At 71.6% G+C, this 14,735-nt stretch carries 16 protein-coding genes and 1 pseudogene; 8 read left to right on the top strand and 9 right to left on the bottom strand.

Annotated features, from left to right (window positions below; translation table 11 throughout):
• Nucleotides 1–30: 30 nt before the first annotated feature.
• Nucleotides 31–1,014: a MinD/ParA family ATP-binding protein gene (locus MCHUDSM44219_RS25640; RefSeq protein ID WP_082162400.1), complete on the top strand. Its 984-nt coding sequence runs from the start codon at nt 31–33 to the stop codon at nt 1,012–1,014.
• 4 nt (nt 1,015–1,018) lie between these two features.
• Here the strand turns inward: MCHUDSM44219_RS25640 and MCHUDSM44219_RS30410 are convergent, their stop codons facing one another.
• Nucleotides 1,019–1,183 (bottom strand): hypothetical protein, encoded by a 165-nt coding sequence (locus MCHUDSM44219_RS30410; RefSeq protein WP_109777979.1) that lies wholly within the window; start codon nt 1,181–1,183, stop codon nt 1,019–1,021.
• Nucleotides 1,184–1,231: 48 nt separating this feature from the next.
• On the opposite strand from MCHUDSM44219_RS30410, the gene MCHUDSM44219_RS25635 reads away from it, so the two are divergent.
• Together MCHUDSM44219_RS25635 and MCHUDSM44219_RS25630 are read left to right on the top strand one after the other, a co-directional pair.
• On the top strand, nt 1,232–1,573 hold the full coding sequence (locus tag MCHUDSM44219_RS25635; RefSeq protein ID WP_048421092.1) for a DUF4229 domain-containing protein: 342 nt from the start codon (nt 1,232–1,234) through the stop codon (nt 1,571–1,573).
• A gap of 66 nt (nt 1,574–1,639) precedes the next feature.
• Nucleotides 1,640–2,035, top strand: coding sequence for a nuclear transport factor 2 family protein (locus MCHUDSM44219_RS25630; RefSeq protein WP_082162399.1), 396 nt, complete (start codon nt 1,640–1,642; stop codon nt 2,033–2,035).
• Here MCHUDSM44219_RS25630 and MCHUDSM44219_RS25625 read toward each other — a convergent pair.
• From MCHUDSM44219_RS25625 to MCHUDSM44219_RS25600, 6 genes are read right to left on the bottom strand one after another with little or no spacing between them, the layout of a single operon-like run.
• Nucleotides 2,032–2,739 (bottom strand): hypothetical protein, encoded by a 708-nt coding sequence (locus tag MCHUDSM44219_RS25625; protein ID WP_053081387.1) that lies wholly within the window; start codon nt 2,737–2,739, stop codon nt 2,032–2,034. The genes MCHUDSM44219_RS25630 and MCHUDSM44219_RS25625 overlap by 4 nt on opposite strands.
• Nucleotides 2,736–3,659 carry a vWA domain-containing protein gene (locus tag MCHUDSM44219_RS25620; RefSeq protein ID WP_048421090.1) on the bottom strand — a complete coding sequence of 308 codons (924 nt, stop codon included), beginning with the start codon at nt 3,657–3,659 and terminating at the stop codon, nt 2,736–2,738. Before MCHUDSM44219_RS25620 ends, MCHUDSM44219_RS25625 begins: the two co-directional genes overlap by 4 nt.
• Nucleotides 3,656–4,612, bottom strand: coding sequence for a hypothetical protein (locus tag MCHUDSM44219_RS25615; RefSeq protein ID WP_048421089.1), 957 nt, complete (start codon nt 4,610–4,612; stop codon nt 3,656–3,658). The genes MCHUDSM44219_RS25620 and MCHUDSM44219_RS25615 overlap by 4 nt, the downstream gene beginning before the upstream one ends.
• Entirely contained in the window at nt 4,603–5,076 is a 474-nt protein-coding gene (locus MCHUDSM44219_RS25610; RefSeq protein WP_048421088.1) for a hypothetical protein, read from the bottom strand. The genes MCHUDSM44219_RS25615 and MCHUDSM44219_RS25610 overlap by 10 nt, the downstream gene beginning before the upstream one ends.
• Complete coding sequence (locus MCHUDSM44219_RS25605; protein ID WP_048421087.1) at nt 5,066–5,929, bottom strand: DUF58 domain-containing protein; 864 nt, start codon at nt 5,927–5,929, stop codon at nt 5,066–5,068. The genes MCHUDSM44219_RS25610 and MCHUDSM44219_RS25605 overlap by 11 nt, the downstream gene beginning before the upstream one ends.
• Before the next feature lie 12 nt (nt 5,930–5,941).
• Nucleotides 5,942–6,955: an AAA family ATPase gene (locus tag MCHUDSM44219_RS25600; protein ID WP_048421086.1), complete on the bottom strand. Its 1,014-nt coding sequence runs from the start codon at nt 6,953–6,955 to the stop codon at nt 5,942–5,944.
• A gap of 75 nt (nt 6,956–7,030) precedes the next feature.
• Here MCHUDSM44219_RS25600 and MCHUDSM44219_RS28575 point away from each other — a divergent pair, with 75 nt between their 5' ends.
• Nucleotides 7,031–7,465 (top strand): Clp protease N-terminal domain-containing protein, encoded by a 435-nt coding sequence (locus MCHUDSM44219_RS28575; protein WP_053081385.1) that lies wholly within the window; start codon nt 7,031–7,033, stop codon nt 7,463–7,465.
• On the opposite strand, the gene MCHUDSM44219_RS25590 is transcribed toward MCHUDSM44219_RS28575, so the two are convergent.
• Nucleotides 7,462–8,334 carry a 1,4-dihydroxy-2-naphthoate polyprenyltransferase gene (locus MCHUDSM44219_RS25590; protein ID WP_048421094.1) on the bottom strand — a complete coding sequence of 291 codons (873 nt, stop codon included), beginning with the start codon at nt 8,332–8,334 and terminating at the stop codon, nt 7,462–7,464. The two genes, MCHUDSM44219_RS28575 and MCHUDSM44219_RS25590, sit on opposite strands and share 4 nt — an antisense overlap.
• Nucleotides 8,335–8,375: 41 nt before the next feature.
• Between MCHUDSM44219_RS25590 and MCHUDSM44219_RS31400 the strand changes: the two genes are divergently transcribed.
• Nucleotides 8,376–8,591 carry a hypothetical protein gene (locus MCHUDSM44219_RS31400; RefSeq protein ID WP_048470585.1) on the top strand — a complete coding sequence of 72 codons (216 nt, stop codon included), beginning with the start codon at nt 8,376–8,378 and terminating at the stop codon, nt 8,589–8,591.
• A gap of 16 nt (nt 8,592–8,607) precedes the next feature.
• On the opposite strand, the pseudogene MCHUDSM44219_RS25585 reads toward MCHUDSM44219_RS31400, so the two are convergent.
• Nucleotides 8,608–11,046, bottom strand: a pseudogene (locus tag MCHUDSM44219_RS25585) (arabinosyltransferase domain-containing protein); the annotation flags it as partial.
• 590 nt (nt 11,047–11,636) lie between these two features.
• Between MCHUDSM44219_RS25585 and MCHUDSM44219_RS25580 the strand changes: the two are divergent.
• The 3 genes from MCHUDSM44219_RS25580 to MCHUDSM44219_RS25570 are packed head-to-tail and all read left to right on the top strand — an operon-like array spanning nt 11,637 to nt 14,610.
• Nucleotides 11,637–12,413 (top strand): S-methyl-5'-thioadenosine phosphorylase, encoded by a 777-nt coding sequence (locus tag MCHUDSM44219_RS25580; RefSeq protein WP_048421085.1) that lies wholly within the window; start codon nt 11,637–11,639, stop codon nt 12,411–12,413.
• Nucleotides 12,410–13,441 carry an NAD-dependent epimerase/dehydratase family protein gene (locus tag MCHUDSM44219_RS25575; protein ID WP_048421084.1) on the top strand — a complete coding sequence of 344 codons (1,032 nt, stop codon included), beginning with the start codon at nt 12,410–12,412 and terminating at the stop codon, nt 13,439–13,441. The genes MCHUDSM44219_RS25580 and MCHUDSM44219_RS25575 overlap by 4 nt, the downstream gene beginning before the upstream one ends.
• A 41-nt stretch (nt 13,442–13,482) precedes the next feature.
• Nucleotides 13,483–14,610 (top strand): NAD(P)H-dependent flavin oxidoreductase, encoded by a 1,128-nt coding sequence (locus tag MCHUDSM44219_RS25570; protein ID WP_048421083.1) that lies wholly within the window; start codon nt 13,483–13,485, stop codon nt 14,608–14,610.
• Nucleotides 14,611–14,735 lie beyond the last annotated feature (125 nt).

Genomic DNA, 14,735 nt, shown 5'->3' with positions numbered 1-14,735 from the left:
GGTGCTGGCGTTCGCGCCCGCGCCCCCGCCGTGGATCCGGGTGCGCCCGATCCGCCGCCCTACCTGGACCTGTCGACGGTGGCGCTACTCGGCAGGGCGCGCCGGGGTCCGTCGGCCGGCTGGCGCAAGTGGCTTTACTGGGGGACCGGCCGGCTGGTCGACGTCGGGGAGGATCCGCGAGCGGTACGGCACGACCGGCTGGTCGCCCAGGTGCAGCGCCCGCTGCGCGGCTGCTACCGGATCGCGATGCTCTCGCAGAAGGGCGGGGTCGGAAAGACCACGATCACCGCGACGCTCGGCGCGACGTTCGCGAGCACCCGCGGTGACCGCGTGGTCGCCGTCGACGCCAACCCCGACCGCGGCACGCTGAGCCAGAAGGTGCCGCTGGAGACGGCCGCGACGGTGCGGCACCTGCTGCGCGACGCCGAGGGCATCGCGGCGTACAGCGATGTCCGCCAATACACCTCGCAGGGTGCCAGCCGGTTGGAGGTGCTCGCCTCCGAGAGTGACCCCGCGGTGTCGGTGGCGTTCAGCGCCGAGGACTACGCCCGCACGCTCGATGTGCTCGAGCGGTTCTACAGCCTCGTGCTCACCGACTGTGGCACCGGCATGCTGCATTCGGCGATGTCTGCGGTGCTCGACAAGGCCGATGCGCTGGTGGTGATCAGCTCGGGTTCGGTGGACGGAGCGCGCAGCGCGTCGGCGACGCTGGACTGGCTCGACGCGCACGGCCGAGAAGATCTGGTGCGCAACTCGATCGCGGTCATCAACGGCGTGCGCCCGCGGGCGCGCCGCGGCGTCACCAAGGTCGACCTGAACAAGGTCGTCGACCACTTCGCGCGTCGCTGCCGGGCGGTGTGTCAGGTGCCGTTCGACCCGCATCTGGAGGAGGGCGCGGAGATCAGCCTGGACCGGTTACGGCCGGAGACCACCGATGCGCTGCTGGAGTTGGCGGCCACGGTGGCACAAGGCTTTCCGGGCGCGCGCCCAGCCGGCGACACCGTCGCCGGATAGCGGCTCAGGACCGCGGTTTGTCGTCGCGCGGTGTGATACGCCGCAGGAAATCCGGATCGTCGTCCGGTCCGATCACCCGGGTGCGCGTGCGATTCGCGGTCATCCGGGTCACCCGCCAGCCGACGTAGACCAGTGCGGCCAAGACGAGAATCAGGAGCAGATACGCCACTCGAAACCTCCTTCCTGTCAATATACGCGCCCTCGGTAGGCTCGGATCGTGTCTGACGAACGCACCGGTTCTCGCCTCTTCTTCGACGTTGCGGCCTATGTCGTGGCGCGTCTGGTGCTCGTCGCCGTGGTCGCCGCCGTCATCCTCGGAGTCGGCCATCTGATCGGGTTGCGCGAGTTCCCGATCGCGGTGGCACTGCTCTTCGCGATCGTGATCGCCTTCCCGCTCGGCATCTGGGTGTTCGCTCCGCTGCGCAGGCGGGCGACCGAGAGCATCGCGCTGTTCGACGAACGCCGTCGCGCGGAACGTGCGCACCTGCAGGCTCGGCTGCGTGGCGACAGCACACCCGACACCACCGCTGGTCCCGGCCGTGATCGGGACGACGCCTGACCCGCCGCTCAGCAGCAAACTTTTTTGGGTGCGTAGTCCGACGGCCCATTGGGTAACCGGCGTCACATGCGCCAGCACGAGCTCGTCACGCGGCACGGACGCACGGCCACCCGCGGCTCGGAGGGACATCGGGCGCTCTATCTGCGGTGGATCAACGAGTTGTGGGCGGGCGAACCCATCGCCCGGGAACTGGTGTCCGCCGATTTCGTCGGGCACTGGCCCACCCGCGACATCCACGGCCCCGACGAACTGCAGGCGCTCGTCGACGACACCCGCAGGGAATTGCGCGAACTGATGTTCGTCGTCGACGTCGGGCCGTTCGGCGACGGCGACCTGATGGCGGCCCGGTGGATCAGCACCGGGTCGACCAAGCGGGGCCCGGCCCGCTTCACCGGCAACGACATCGTGCGGGTGGCCGACGGTCGCATCGTCGAGTACTGGACCGGCGCGACCCCGGGTTAACCCGTGGCCGCGTCTCTCAGGAGCCGCCGCAGCGCTTCGAGGGGATCGCCCTGGGCCGGCTCGAGGCGACGCGTCTGCGGCGGCTCCGACTCCGGCGCCGCCACGATGGGCGCTGACGGCGTCGCATTCGCCGGTGGCGGGGGAGGCGGAGGCGCGACCGGCGCGACGGTGCCCAGCGTGCGCAGCTTGGCCGCGATGCGCGCGGCGGCGTCGGCCCGGACCGCACGCCGATCGGGATCGGGATCGTCGTTGCCGGAGAAGCATGCCGGTGGCGCGTCGTCGATGACGGTCAGCGCGCTGCCGTACCGGTCGCGGGCGTCGTCCAGTCGGGCCTCCCACGCCGCGATGTCGCCTTGCCGTTCGCGCACGAGTTCGAGGTTCACCCGCACCGGGCACGACCGGTCCGTCGCGGTGCCGGCCAGCGACTGCGTGAACTCCGCGTCCGCCGTGTCCAGCCGGTCCTCGAGCACCGCCAGCGCGCCGGCGGCGAAGTCAGTGGTGGCGGGCTGGATCACGTCGAGCGTGCGCAGTATCGACACGTCGTCGCGGAGGTCGGCGATGGCTCTGTCGTCGTAATGCTGCTGGGCGTTGTGGCCGGCGACGACCACCGAGATCATCTTGACCGCCACCACGAGCGCCACCACAGCCGGCGGCGTCGACAGCACGAGCAGGCGGCGTCGCAGCCGCAGTCGGGACGGGGTCACCTCGACGTCTCCCGCGTCATCTCCCGCGCCGTCGAGCGGGCCCGTCTCAGGTCGCGCACCGACAGCGCGATCTCGACGAGCAGCAGCGCCGAGGCGACCAGCGTCAGCAGCCAGTAGAACTCGTCGCGTCGCTCACCGGCCGGGTCCACGATCGGCGCGGAGGACGTCGACTGCGTGCCGGTCGGTACGGCCTCGCCGGGGCGGCGAGTGACGAAGGGAACGCCGAGCTGGTCGGCGACCTCGCGCAGGCGCTGATCTCCGGCGCCGTCGGCGGCGTAGCCGAACACGTCGCCGCCATCGACCGCGTCGATGTCGAATTCGCCCTGGGGGACGGTGGATCGCGGCGCCCCGGAGCCGAAGTAGTAGACGAGGTTGTCCGCGCCCGGATACTGCTGACCGGCCGAGATCATCTGGTAGCGCAGCACGGTCGCGGCAGCCGCGGCGTTGACCTGATCGGCGGTGACGCCCGGATACGGGTTGAGTGCCTCGACGACGGGACGCAGACTCCACGCGTCGCCGGACAACGGCCAGTCGACCGCCGGCCGCGAGGCGAACGAGATCACCGCGAACCGGGCGCCGGGGTGGGCGTCGATCAGCGCGTCGATGTCGTCGCGGATGCCGGCCATCCGCGGGCGGCCACCGAAGTCGTCCACGGCCGAATCCTCGGAACGGTCCACCACGAAGAAGACGTTGTCGCCTCCGCGCGACGACGTCGGGGCCTCAGCGCGCGCCTCGGCTGCACCGCCCGGGCGCGCCGCCGCGACCAGAATCAGCGCCAGCGCCACCGTCATGCCGGTCCAGCGCAGCAGCGCGGGACGGCCGGCCGCAGCGGCCGGCCGCAGCGACAACACCCGTAGGACGACGAGGACCGCGGCGACGGCGGCGAGCACCGCGGGCGGCAGCACGGGATCGAAGGTCATCGCCGCACCGCCATCAGGGACACGGCGAGCAGGCCCGTCAGCGCCAACGCGACGATGAGGACCACGACGGGGGAGTCGCGCCGCTGATCGTCGTCGCCCGGGGTGTGGGCCCGGATCGCGTCGAGTCGGGTGTCCAGGGTCGCCGGATCGAACCGGACGAAGGTACCCCCGGTCGAGCTCGCCATGGTGGCCAACGTGTCGGTCTGGTGCCCGGGTGTGGCGACCGCGTTGATCTGTATCGCGCCGCGCCGGGCCATCTCGATGACCTGTGCATCGGTGAACAGTGACGGCCTGCTGTCGTCGGGTGCCCGCAGTGCACCCGGACCGAGGTAGATCACCGACCGGCGCTCGTCGCCGGGGTTCTCGAAACCGGGGAAGCCGGTGAGGCACAGCGCCAGCACGTCGGCGACGCTCGGTGCGTAGTCGGCGTATTCGACTGCACTGGTGAACGATTCGAGGCGAGGCGGATTCGGTACCCGACCCGCCTGCGCGTACTCGCCGAATCGTCCCGCGGCGAACTGGTAGTCGCGGGTCAGCGGCACGAGCCTGCGGTCGGCGGAGGTGAGCCCGATGCGCTCGGTGCCGTATGTCAGGGTCTGCCGGGCGAAGTAGCCGAGGAACCGACCCGTCGCCGGGTCGGTGGCGGGCTGGCCGACGCACAGCATGATGTCGTCACGCGGGCCGGCCGCGTTGGTCACCGGTTCGGTGGGCCGGGCGCCGGCCAGGAGCGTGGTCGCGAACAGCAGCGCGAGCAACAGCACCACCATCGCCGTGGCGCGGGTCTGCCGGCGCACCACCGTGCGGTACTCGGGCAGCCGGGTCAGCCGCACGGTGTGCGCCAACGGTTCTCGACGCTGAGCGCTGCGCCTGTCGGGCACCAGCACCGCCGCGGCGATCGCTACCGCCGCGGCGCACAGTCCGGCGACCGGCACCGCCCACCACATCAGGCCCATGAGCGGATCACGTCCTCGGTGTCGGCGGCGAGCCGGTCGACGTCGGCGGTGGATGCGGCATCGAACTGCACCTCGCCCAGCGCCGCGAGCACCGGTGCCGCGGGGGCGAGATCGCTTGCGGCGATGGCCTTCAGCTGCATGTACTGTGCGCGCCGACCGGTCGCCTGGTGCAGGAAGCTGCGCAGGGTGCGGCTCAGCGCCGCGCCGGTCTGCGCGGCGGTCAGCTCACCCCCGCGGTGCTGCCGGGCGATCGCGCGGACGGTTCTGACGAAGCGGTACCGCATCAGCCGTGCGTGCAGGGCGCGGACGACGGGCAGCGCGCGAAGCCGTCCTGACGGCATCGTCGCCACGAAAAGGGTTGCGTACCAAAGCAGTACGCCGAGGATCAACGCGATTCCGAGCCACAGCCACCACATCGAGTACGCCGGCGGACCGCCGACGAACCGTAGGAGGTCATCCGGCACGGGAGGACACCCCCGCCAATTCGACGATGCGACGCCGCAGCTCGCCGCTCGCCGCGATCGTCACATGCGCAACGGCGTGTTCGGTGAACAGTTGGCGGAGCCGCTGGCGGCGCCGTTGCTCGGCACGCTCGTACGCGGCCATCACCTTCGCGTCGGTGGCGGCGCTGCCCAGTACCGGCCGGCCGGTCGCCACGTCGTACCCGCCCTCGGGGCCCACCGCGACCGCGGGACGGTCGGCCACCATCGCCCACATCACGTCGTGGCGGGCCGCCAGCCGGCGCAACACGTCAGCGAGCCGGTCGTCGACATCGGGTTCGTCGGAGACCACGACGATCAGCAGCGCGTGCCGGTAGTGCGTCGCCACGTACTCTAGCTGGCAGACGATGTCGCTGGGACCGCGGTCGGCGTCGCTGTCGTGATATCGGTGCAGCATGCTCTCGATGTGCGTCTCGCCGCGCCGCAGCCGGATGTTGACGCTGCCACGGGCGTCGCCGTACACCATCCCGATCTCGTCGGAGCGGCCCAGTGTGATCAGCCCGATCGCACCCAGAACCTGGCCTGCCACATCGCTTTTGAGTTCCCCGCCGGGGGTGCGGGCGGTCATGTCGCGCCCGGCGTCGGCCACCAGCAGCACCTTGTGGTGCTTCTCGGAGACGAAGCGCTTGATCAGCACACTGCCCGAGCGGGCCGACGCCTTCCAGTCGATGTCCCGGACGTCGTCGCCCGGTACGTACGGGCGCAGCTCGTCGAATTCGAGGGTGCGCGTGTGCAGCAGCGCGTGCCGGCCGCCTTCGAGCAGGCCGCGGGTGTCACGGCCGAAAAGCGAGGTGACCCTGTTGAGGTACTTGCCCACCGTCGCACCCCGCTAGGGCACCCGCACCGCGTTGAGGGCGGCGTCGATCACCCTGCCGGGGCTGACCCCGGCGCTGGCGGCCTCGAATCCGAGGATCAGCCGGTGTTGCAGCACCCGGTGCGCGAGGTCGGCGATATCGCCGGGCAGCACGTGGTGCCGCCCCGACAGCACCGCCAGCGCGCGCGCCGCCGTGCACAGGGCGATCGTGGCGCGCGGGCTCGCGCCGTACTCGACGAGGCGGGCGACGTGGTTCGGCAGGTATTTCTCGGCGTCGCGGGTGACGCCCACCAGCCGGCTGGCGTAGAGCATCAGATCGCGGCTGAGGTAGACGTCCCGCACGACCCGCTGGACCCGGTGGATGTCCTCCAGGCTGGCGACGGGCCGGGTGTGGTGGTTGCGGTCGTAGAGCCCGGTGTCCCGGCGGATCAGGACCTCGACCTCCTCCTCCGGGGAGGGGTAGGTGACGATCTCCTTGATGAGGAAGCGGTCGGTTTGGGCTTCCGACAGCGCGTAGGTGCCTTCCTGGTCGACCGGGTTCTGCGTCGCGATCACCAGGAACGGCTCGGGGATCGGATAGACGGTGCCGGCGATCGTGGTCTGACGTTCCTCCATCGCCTCGAGCATCGCGCTCTGCGTCTTCGCGCTCGAGCGGTTGATCTCGTCGAGCAGGACGACGTTGGCGTGCACGGGTCCGAGCTGTGTGACGAAGGTCGCCCCGGTGCTCGCCGTCGCGTCGTAGACCTGGGTGCCGATGATGTCGCTGGGCAACAGGTCGGGGGTGCACTGGATGCGGCGGAACTCGCCGTCGATGGATTCGGCGATGACGCGGGCCGCGGTGGTCTTGGCCAGGCCGGGCACACTTTCGAGCAGCACATGTCCGCTGGTCAGCAGGCCGATCAGCAGGGATTCCCGCAGGTGCTCCTGGCCGACCACCTTGGCCGAGAACGCCTCGGACAGCGCCGCCACGATCTGCTGGGCGGCGCGCGCCTCGTCGTCGATCGGGCGGGGGGCCGGGGCAGCAGTCATCCCGCGCTATGTACCACGGGGATCGGGCGGGCAAACCGGGACGACTCCCGGTGGTGCCCACTTATCCTGGCGGATGTGGCCGGGGACGTCTCTGCGCACTTCAGCGACGACGGCCGTGCGGCGGTCGCCGCGGCGACCGCGGCTGCCCGCGACGGCAGCGCCGCGGAGGTCACCAGCGAGCATCTGCTGGCCGGGGTGCTCCGGCACGCGGACCAGGAGCTGCGAGAGTTGCTCACCCCGTTCGGCCTGACGGCCGACACGGCGCGGCGACGCTGCCTCCCGGGCCGGCCCGGGGACCCCGTGGTCGACGCTCCCGCCTTCTCGAAGCGCGTGAAGGAGATCCTGCGGCTCGCGAACCTGACGGCGCGGCAGGACGATGGCCGGATCGGCTGCGCGGGCATCTTCGTGGCCCTGATGCTGCGCCGCGACAGCGCGGTGATGGCGTACCTGCGGGACAAGGCCGAGGTCGACCGGCTGACCTCCGCGGCCAGAGCGCTCACACAGCGTTAGCCGAAGGCCAACGCCACCGCCACCAGCATGGCCCAGGCCAGCATCGTCAGCCCGGTGTCGCGCAGCACCGGGATCAGGTCGCGGCCGCCCTGCCCGGCGCGCACCGGCCGGGCGGCGCGGACGGCCAGCGGCGTGGCGATGAAGCCGCCCGCGCACGCCGGGGTCGCGGCCAACGCCAAGACCAGCGTGAGCAGCAGCCAGACCACCAGCAGCGCCTGGTACAGCACCCGGGTGCGGGCGTCGCCGAGCCGCACCGCCAGGGTGATCTTGCCGGTCTGCGCGTCGGTCGGGATGTCGCGCAGATTGTTGGCGACCAGCACCGCCGACGACAGGCAGCCCATCGCGACGGCCAGCACGACGCCCACCCAGTCGATGCGCAGCGCCTGGGTGAACTGGGTGCCGAGCACCGCGACCAGACCGAAGAACACGAACACCGCGATCTCGCCGAAGCCGAGATAGCCGTACGGTTTCGAGCCGCCGGTGTACAGCCACGCGCCGGCGATGCACACCGCGCCGACCGCGATCAGCCACGGCGCCGAGAACCACGCCAGCACCAGGCCCGCGACCGCGCCGACGGCCAGGCTCACCACCGCGGCGGTCAGCACCGCGCGTGGCGCCGCGAGCTTGGACCCGACCAGCCGTAGCGGACCGGCCCGTACGTCGTCGGTGCCGCGGATCCCGTCGGAGTAGTCGTTGGCGTAGTTGACCCCGACGATCATCCCGACCGCGACGAGCAGCGCCAGCAACGCCTTCCACCACGACGCCGCGTCGAGCCACGCGGCGGCGCCGGTACCGGCGATCACCGGTGCGATGGCGTTGGGCAGCGTCCGGGGACGTGCCCCCTCCACCCACTGCGCAAAAGTCGCCACGAGGTCAGTCTTGCAGGTGCCCACCGTGGCAGACTGAGCGCATGGACGACCGACTCAGCAGGGGTGAGATCCGCAAGGACGTGGTGCAGGAGATCGTCGGCGCGGGCGCATCGGCGGTCGGCGAGGTCACCTCGATCATCACGACGGCGGTGCGTGACGTCGCCAACGCCATCGGCGGATTCGCCACCGATGTGTTCGAGATCCGCGACGGGGCGCGGCGCGCCGCTGCCCATCACGTCGACGACGACGAGCAGTAGCGCCGACACCCCACACCGTCGTGCGAGTCGTGCTGCGCGCGTAGGAGTCCCGCTCGAAGCGGGTATCGACGACACGCACCGTGCCCCAGTCCAGGTCGGGATGTCCGATGATGCGGCTGGGGATCTCGTTGAGCATCGCGAACTGGTCGAGCCCGGCGAACGTCCCGCCGATCGCGGGGTTGCGATCGTCGGTGAACCAGGGCCGCGGAGACTCGATCACCGTGCGCGGCGTCTGGGCCAGACCGCCGGCCACCGCGGCGATGTTGTGCACGCACGGAAAAAGGAACGCCTGCGGCCAACTGATCAGCACGGGACCGTTCGCGGCCAGGAAGGCGGTGAGCGGGATCGTCGAGCGCAGCCGTGGCCCGGTGAACGCCAGCCAGCCCTGCTCGTCGGTCCGGCCGTCCACCGCGCGCAGCCGGACCCGGTCCGCCCCCGCGGGGACGTCGACGGCGTCGACACCGATCGATCGCCACAGCGGTTGCGTCGGCAACTCGTCGGCGGCGGGCCGGTCGACCGGGGTGCTGCTGCCCAGGACCGCGACGGTGCTGCCGTCGGTCCTGCCGAATTCCAGGCTCAGGGCGCTGCCGTCCGAGGTGCGTCCCGACACCGACAGGGCCACACCGGAATTCGGCGCCAACGACGGCAGCGTGAACCACTCGGTGGTGATCGTGCCGGTGGACGTCGGGTCCGGCGTCCGGCTGCCCCACAGGGAGGCCGACGTGCCGGTGCCCGGTGGATCGGGGGGCGGAGCGCCGGGAAAGTATCCGGCCCCGGCGGCGAAACCTGTTGATTCGTCGGTGCTTTCGGCCGGTGCCAACACCTCGCCGTCGGGCAGCAACTCGACGTCGTCGGCCAGTCCGCACACCCGCGTCGACGCGAGCCGGTGCAGGTTGACCATCGCCAGCGATCCCGCGGATCGCCGCAGCGGAGCAGTGGTGAAGGACCCGAGCAGCAGCACCACCACCGTGCCGAACGTGACCAGCGTCAGCACCGCCGGCCCGGCGGCCAGAAGGACGGGCAGCCGCGTCCGCGCGACGACGGCGAGCGCGGCCGCACCCGCCGCGAGGAGGGCAGCCCACAGCAGCGGGTTGTCCAGCGGCACACCGGCGGGCCTGATCGACGACGACGCCCACGGGACTTCGTAGAGCACAGGCAGCCACCAGGCGTCCGGGCCGGCGAACGCCAGCGCCGCCGCCGCGGCCAGCAGCCCCGAGCCGACCACCCCCACCGCGGCCTGCAGTCCACCGGCGGCGCGGACCCGCTGCATGAGCAACACCGTCGTCACAGTCAGGAACGCCGCGAACACCCCGGCGCCGGCCCCGAAGTGATACGACCACTTCGACGGCCCGGCCGCGAACAGGGCCAGCATCACCACCACGACAGCCGCCAGGCGCAGTGCGGACGCGCCCGTGCGGTCCCGGCGCAGCAGGGCGGTCGCAGCGGCGATCGGCAGCAGCGCGATCGTGACCAGGATCGGCAGCCGCTTGGCCATGCTGCCCTGCTGGTCGGCCTGCAACAGGTAGCGGTAGCGCGTCGGCTCCTCGTACCACGGCAACGACGGCCCGAAGGTGTTGTGCCACTCGGTGGCGGTGACCAGCGCATCCCAGGTCTGGTCGGCGAAGATCACCGAGAGCGCGACGGCGCCGATGCTGCCCACCAACGCGAGAAGCGTCGCCGACTGCAGCCGGCTGGATGCCCGTGCGGCGGCGCGCAGCCGGTCCGCGAACACCAGGATCGGGGCGGCGACCAGCAGGCCGGTCGGGCTGATCGGGATGGTCAGCGCGACGACGAGCGCGAGCAGGCCCAGCCCGGCCGGCCCCCGTGTCCGCCATGCCAGCGCCAGCGCCGCGGTGACGCCGAGCGCCACGTAGGACTCCGGACGCGTGCCCAGGTTGAACGGCAGCCACGTCACCAGCAGGCACAGGGCGGCCAGCAGCCGCAGCCGGCCGGCGTGGCGGGGTAGCGCTGCGCCGAGGACGCCGCGGCTGAGCGTGAACCACGTCGCCACCGCCAGCAGCGTGCTGGGGACACGCAGCCACAGCGGGGCGAGGCTGATTCGGGTCAGCGGGGCGAGCAGTTCCTGGCTGAACGCGAACGGCACCTCCGCGGCGTTCCACCAGCGGTAGTAGTTGCCGGGGTCGCCGGTCGCGGCGACGGTGCGGGCGATCGTAGTGGCCCAGCCGTCGTCGACGGCGAGCGGGCCGATGACGGCCCACCCGCACAGAATCGTGATCACCGCCGCGTCGATCCACCACAGCCGGGTCCACCGCAGCCGGGGCCGGACACGGCCCCGCAGCAGCAGCGCGAGGGCCGTGGCGGCGCAGAGCAGCTGCACCCCGACGAGCACGGTCTTGGCCGTCGTCGGCGTCGTGCCGAACGGGCCCCCGATCAGGGCGGTCACCGACAGTCCCAGCGCGCGGGTCGGGTCGAGGTCGGTGCGCAGCTCGAACATCTCAGGCAGGGGCTGGTCGGCGAGGTAGGTGACACGTCCGTCGGCCTGCAGCACCGAGATTCCCGAGGGTCCCGCCTCGATGCTGATCCGGCAGTCCGCCGGTGCCGCGGGAACCGGCAGCTCCTCCGTCCGGTCACCCGCGCGCAGCAGCACCCCGGTGCGGCCGCCGGTCACCGTAAGCCCGCCGTCGCCCGTGCTGAGCACCGTCACCGCCGCGGGACGGTCGGTCGCCGCGCGCAACACCGGGCACGGTAGCGCCACCGTCAGCTCCTGCGGCCGGTAGGGCACCGTCAGGACGGTGCTGGACACCGGCGGCCTGCCGGACGCGGGCCAGGTGAGGGTCGTCGTCTCCGCGACGACGGGGGCGAACGGGAGGGCGAGGGCGCTCGCGACGCCGGCGAGGCCGACGAGGAGAGCGAACCAGGTCCGGGGTCTCGACATGTGCGGCCGCATAGCGTTGCGGTCAGCCTGCATCGTTGCGCCCCTCGTCCCGCCGGCCCACGCCGGGACGTCACAGCAACGTCATGGACGGCGGCTCGGACCCATGCTCCACAATGGGGCGCAGTGTCGGAGACGTGAGGAGCGGGTTTGTGCTGGGAGTGATCGGCGGCAGCGGGTTCTATTCGTTCTTCGGATCCGATGCCAGGAGCGTCAGCCTGGACACCCCCTACGGCGCGCCGAGTGCGGCCATCACCGTCGGCACGGTCGGTCGGCACGAGGTCGCGTTCCTGCCCAGGCACGGCGTCAACCACGAATTCTCGCCGCACACCGTGCCGTACCGCGCCAACATGTGGGCGCTGCGCGCGCTGGGGGTGCGCCGCATCTTCGGTCCCTGCGCGGTCGGCAGTCTCGACCCTGCGCTCGGCCCGGGCGCGATGGTGGTGCCCGACCAGCTCGTCGACCGGACATCGGCGCGCGCGGACACGTACTTCGATTCGGGCGGCATCCACGTTGGATTCGCCGACCCCTACTGCCCGACGCTGCGCGACGCGGTGACGGGGTTGCCCGGTGTCGTCGACGGCGGGGCGATGGTGGTGATCCAGGGCCCGCGGTTCTCGACGCGCGCCGAGAGCAGATGGTTCGCCGATCAGGGTTTCCGGCTGGTCAACATGACCGGATACCCGGAGGCGGTCCTCGCGCGGGAACTCGAGATGTGTTACGCCGCAATCGCTTTGGTCACCGATCTGGACGCGGGGATCGAGTCCGGACAGGGCGTGCGGGCGGTGGACGTGTTCGCCGAGTTCGAGCGCAACATGGTGCCGTTCAAGCAGCTCGTGCACGAGGCGATCGAGAACGTCGACTCCGAGCGGACCTGCACCCACTGCCTCCCCCACAACGGCGTCGAGCTGCCGTTCGACCTGCCATGAGGGTGCTGCTGACCGGCGCCGCCGGCTTCATCGGCACCCGGATCCGGGCCCGGCTCGCCGACGCCGGACACGACGTCGTCGCCGTCGACGCGATGCTGCCCGCCGCGCACGGGGAGGACGCCGACCTGCCCGCCGACGTGACGCGCGTGGACGTGCGGGACGCCGCCGCGGTGGCCGCGGCGCTCGAGGGTGTCGACGTGGTGTGTCATCAGGCCGCGGTGGTGGGTGCCGGGGTGAACGCCGCGGATGCGCCGTCGTACGCGTCGCACAACGACCTCGGCACCGCGGTGCTGCTGGCGGAGATGTTCGCCGCCGGATGCCAACGCCTCGTGCTGGCGTCGTCGATGGTGGTCTACGGGCAGGGCCGCTTCGTGTGCCCCGAGCACGGGGACGTGGACCCGCTGCCGCGGCGGCGCGAGGACCTCGACGCCGGGGTGTTCGACCATCTCTGCCCGGTGGGCGGGGAGCGGGTGGACTGGGCGCTGGTCGGTGAGGACGCCGCGCTGCGCCCGCGCAGCCTGTACGCCGCCAGCAAGGTCGCTCAGGAGCACTACGCGCTGGCGTGGAGCGAGTCGACGGGCGGTTCAGTGGTCCCGCTGCGCTACCACAACGTGTACGGCCCCGGCATGCCGCGCGACACCCCGTACTCCGGGGTGGCCGCGATCTTCCGGTCGGCACTCGAAGCAGGCGACGTGCCAAGGGTTTTCGAGGACGGCGGGCAGATGCGCGACTTCGTGCACGTCGACGACATCGCCGCGGCGAACGTCGCGGCCGTGGAGGCGGGCCTCGACGGGTTCGACGCGTTCAACGTGTGCTCGGGTCGGCCGGTGTCGATCCTCGACGTGGCCACCGAACTGTGTGAGGCGCGCGGGGACGTCGCGCCGGTGGTCACCGGCCAGTACCGCAGCGGCGACGTCCGGCACATCGTCGCCGACCCGGCGAAGGCGGAACGGGTGCTCGGCTTCCGCGCCGTGATCGATCCGGCCGACGGGCTGACCGAGTTCGCGACCGCGCCACTGCGCGGGTAGGCCTCTAGCCTTCTTGACACCCGTCAAGCGATACTGGGCTGATGAGCTCAGCGTTGTGCGACCAATTCGGGATCGACTTTCCGCTCTTCGCGTTCAGCCACTGCCGGGATGTGGTGGCCGCGGTGACCAACGCCGGCGGCTTCGGCGTGCTCGGGGCGACCGCGTACAGCCCCGAGCAGTTGGACCGGGAGCTGGCCTGGATCGACGACGCCGTGGCCGGCAAGCCCTACGGCGTGGATCTCATCGTCCCGGCGAAGTTCGAGGGCAAGGGCGAGAAGCTCTCCGGCTCCGACCTGGCCGCCCGGATCCCGCAGAGCTACCGCGACCTGGTGGACGACCTGCTGCGGGCCCACGACATCGAGCCCGAGCCGCAACGCCGGCTCGGCGGCTCGTCGCTGTCGGGCAACACCGGACGCGAGCTGCTCGACGTCGCGCTGACGCACCCGGTCAAGCTGATCGCCAATGCGCTCGGGGTGCCGCCGGACTACATGATCGAGGCGGGCAAGGAGCGCGGCATCCCGGTTGCGGCGCTGGTCGGGGCCAAGGAGCACGCGGTCAAGCAGGTCGCCGCGGGCGTCGACCTGATCGTCGCCCAGGGCACGGAGGCCGGCGGGCACTGCGGTGAGGTCAGCACGCTGGTGGTGGTGCCCGAGGTATTGGAAGCTGTGGCGGCTGTCGGCGGCTCGACACCCGTGCTGGCGGCCGGCGGCATCGTGACGGGCCGGCAGATGGCGGGCATGGTCGCGATGGGTGCGGCCGGGGCGTGGACCGGATCGGTGTGGCTGACCACCGAGGAGGCCGAGACCGCGCCGCACACGGTCGCCAAGATGCTGGTGGCGTCGTCGCGGGACACCGTGCGCTCAGCGGGCCGCACGGGCAAGCCGTCGCGGCAGCTGAAGTCGGAGTGGACCGATGCCTGGCAGCCCAGCGCCGACGGGCATCAGCCGCTGCCTTTGCCGCTGCAGTCGATGTTGTGCGAGCCGGTGATCCGCCGCATCGACGTGCTGGCCTCGCAGGGCCACGAGGGCGCGCAGGCGCTGGCCACCTACTTCGTCGGGCAGGGCGTCGGGCTGATGAACAAGGTGAAGCCCGCCCGCGAGGTGGTGCGCGAGTTCATCGAGGACTACCTGGCCGCCGCGGAACGCCTGAGCAACTCACTGCCCGGCTGACTTTGCCGCGGAATAGCATTCCCGGCTGTGAAATCGCGCTCAAAGTCAAGTGGTCATGACAACGGTTAGGCCGCTTGGTTAATGAGGGCGGCCATGCGTTGGGCTGGTGTGTCGAGGTCGAGGGT

It is taken from the genome of Mycolicibacterium chubuense (assembly GCF_001044255.1).
Taxonomy (GTDB): domain Bacteria; phylum Actinomycetota; class Actinomycetes; order Mycobacteriales; family Mycobacteriaceae; genus Mycobacterium; species Mycobacterium chubuense.
This window is presented reverse-complemented; position numbering and strand designations above follow the sequence as displayed.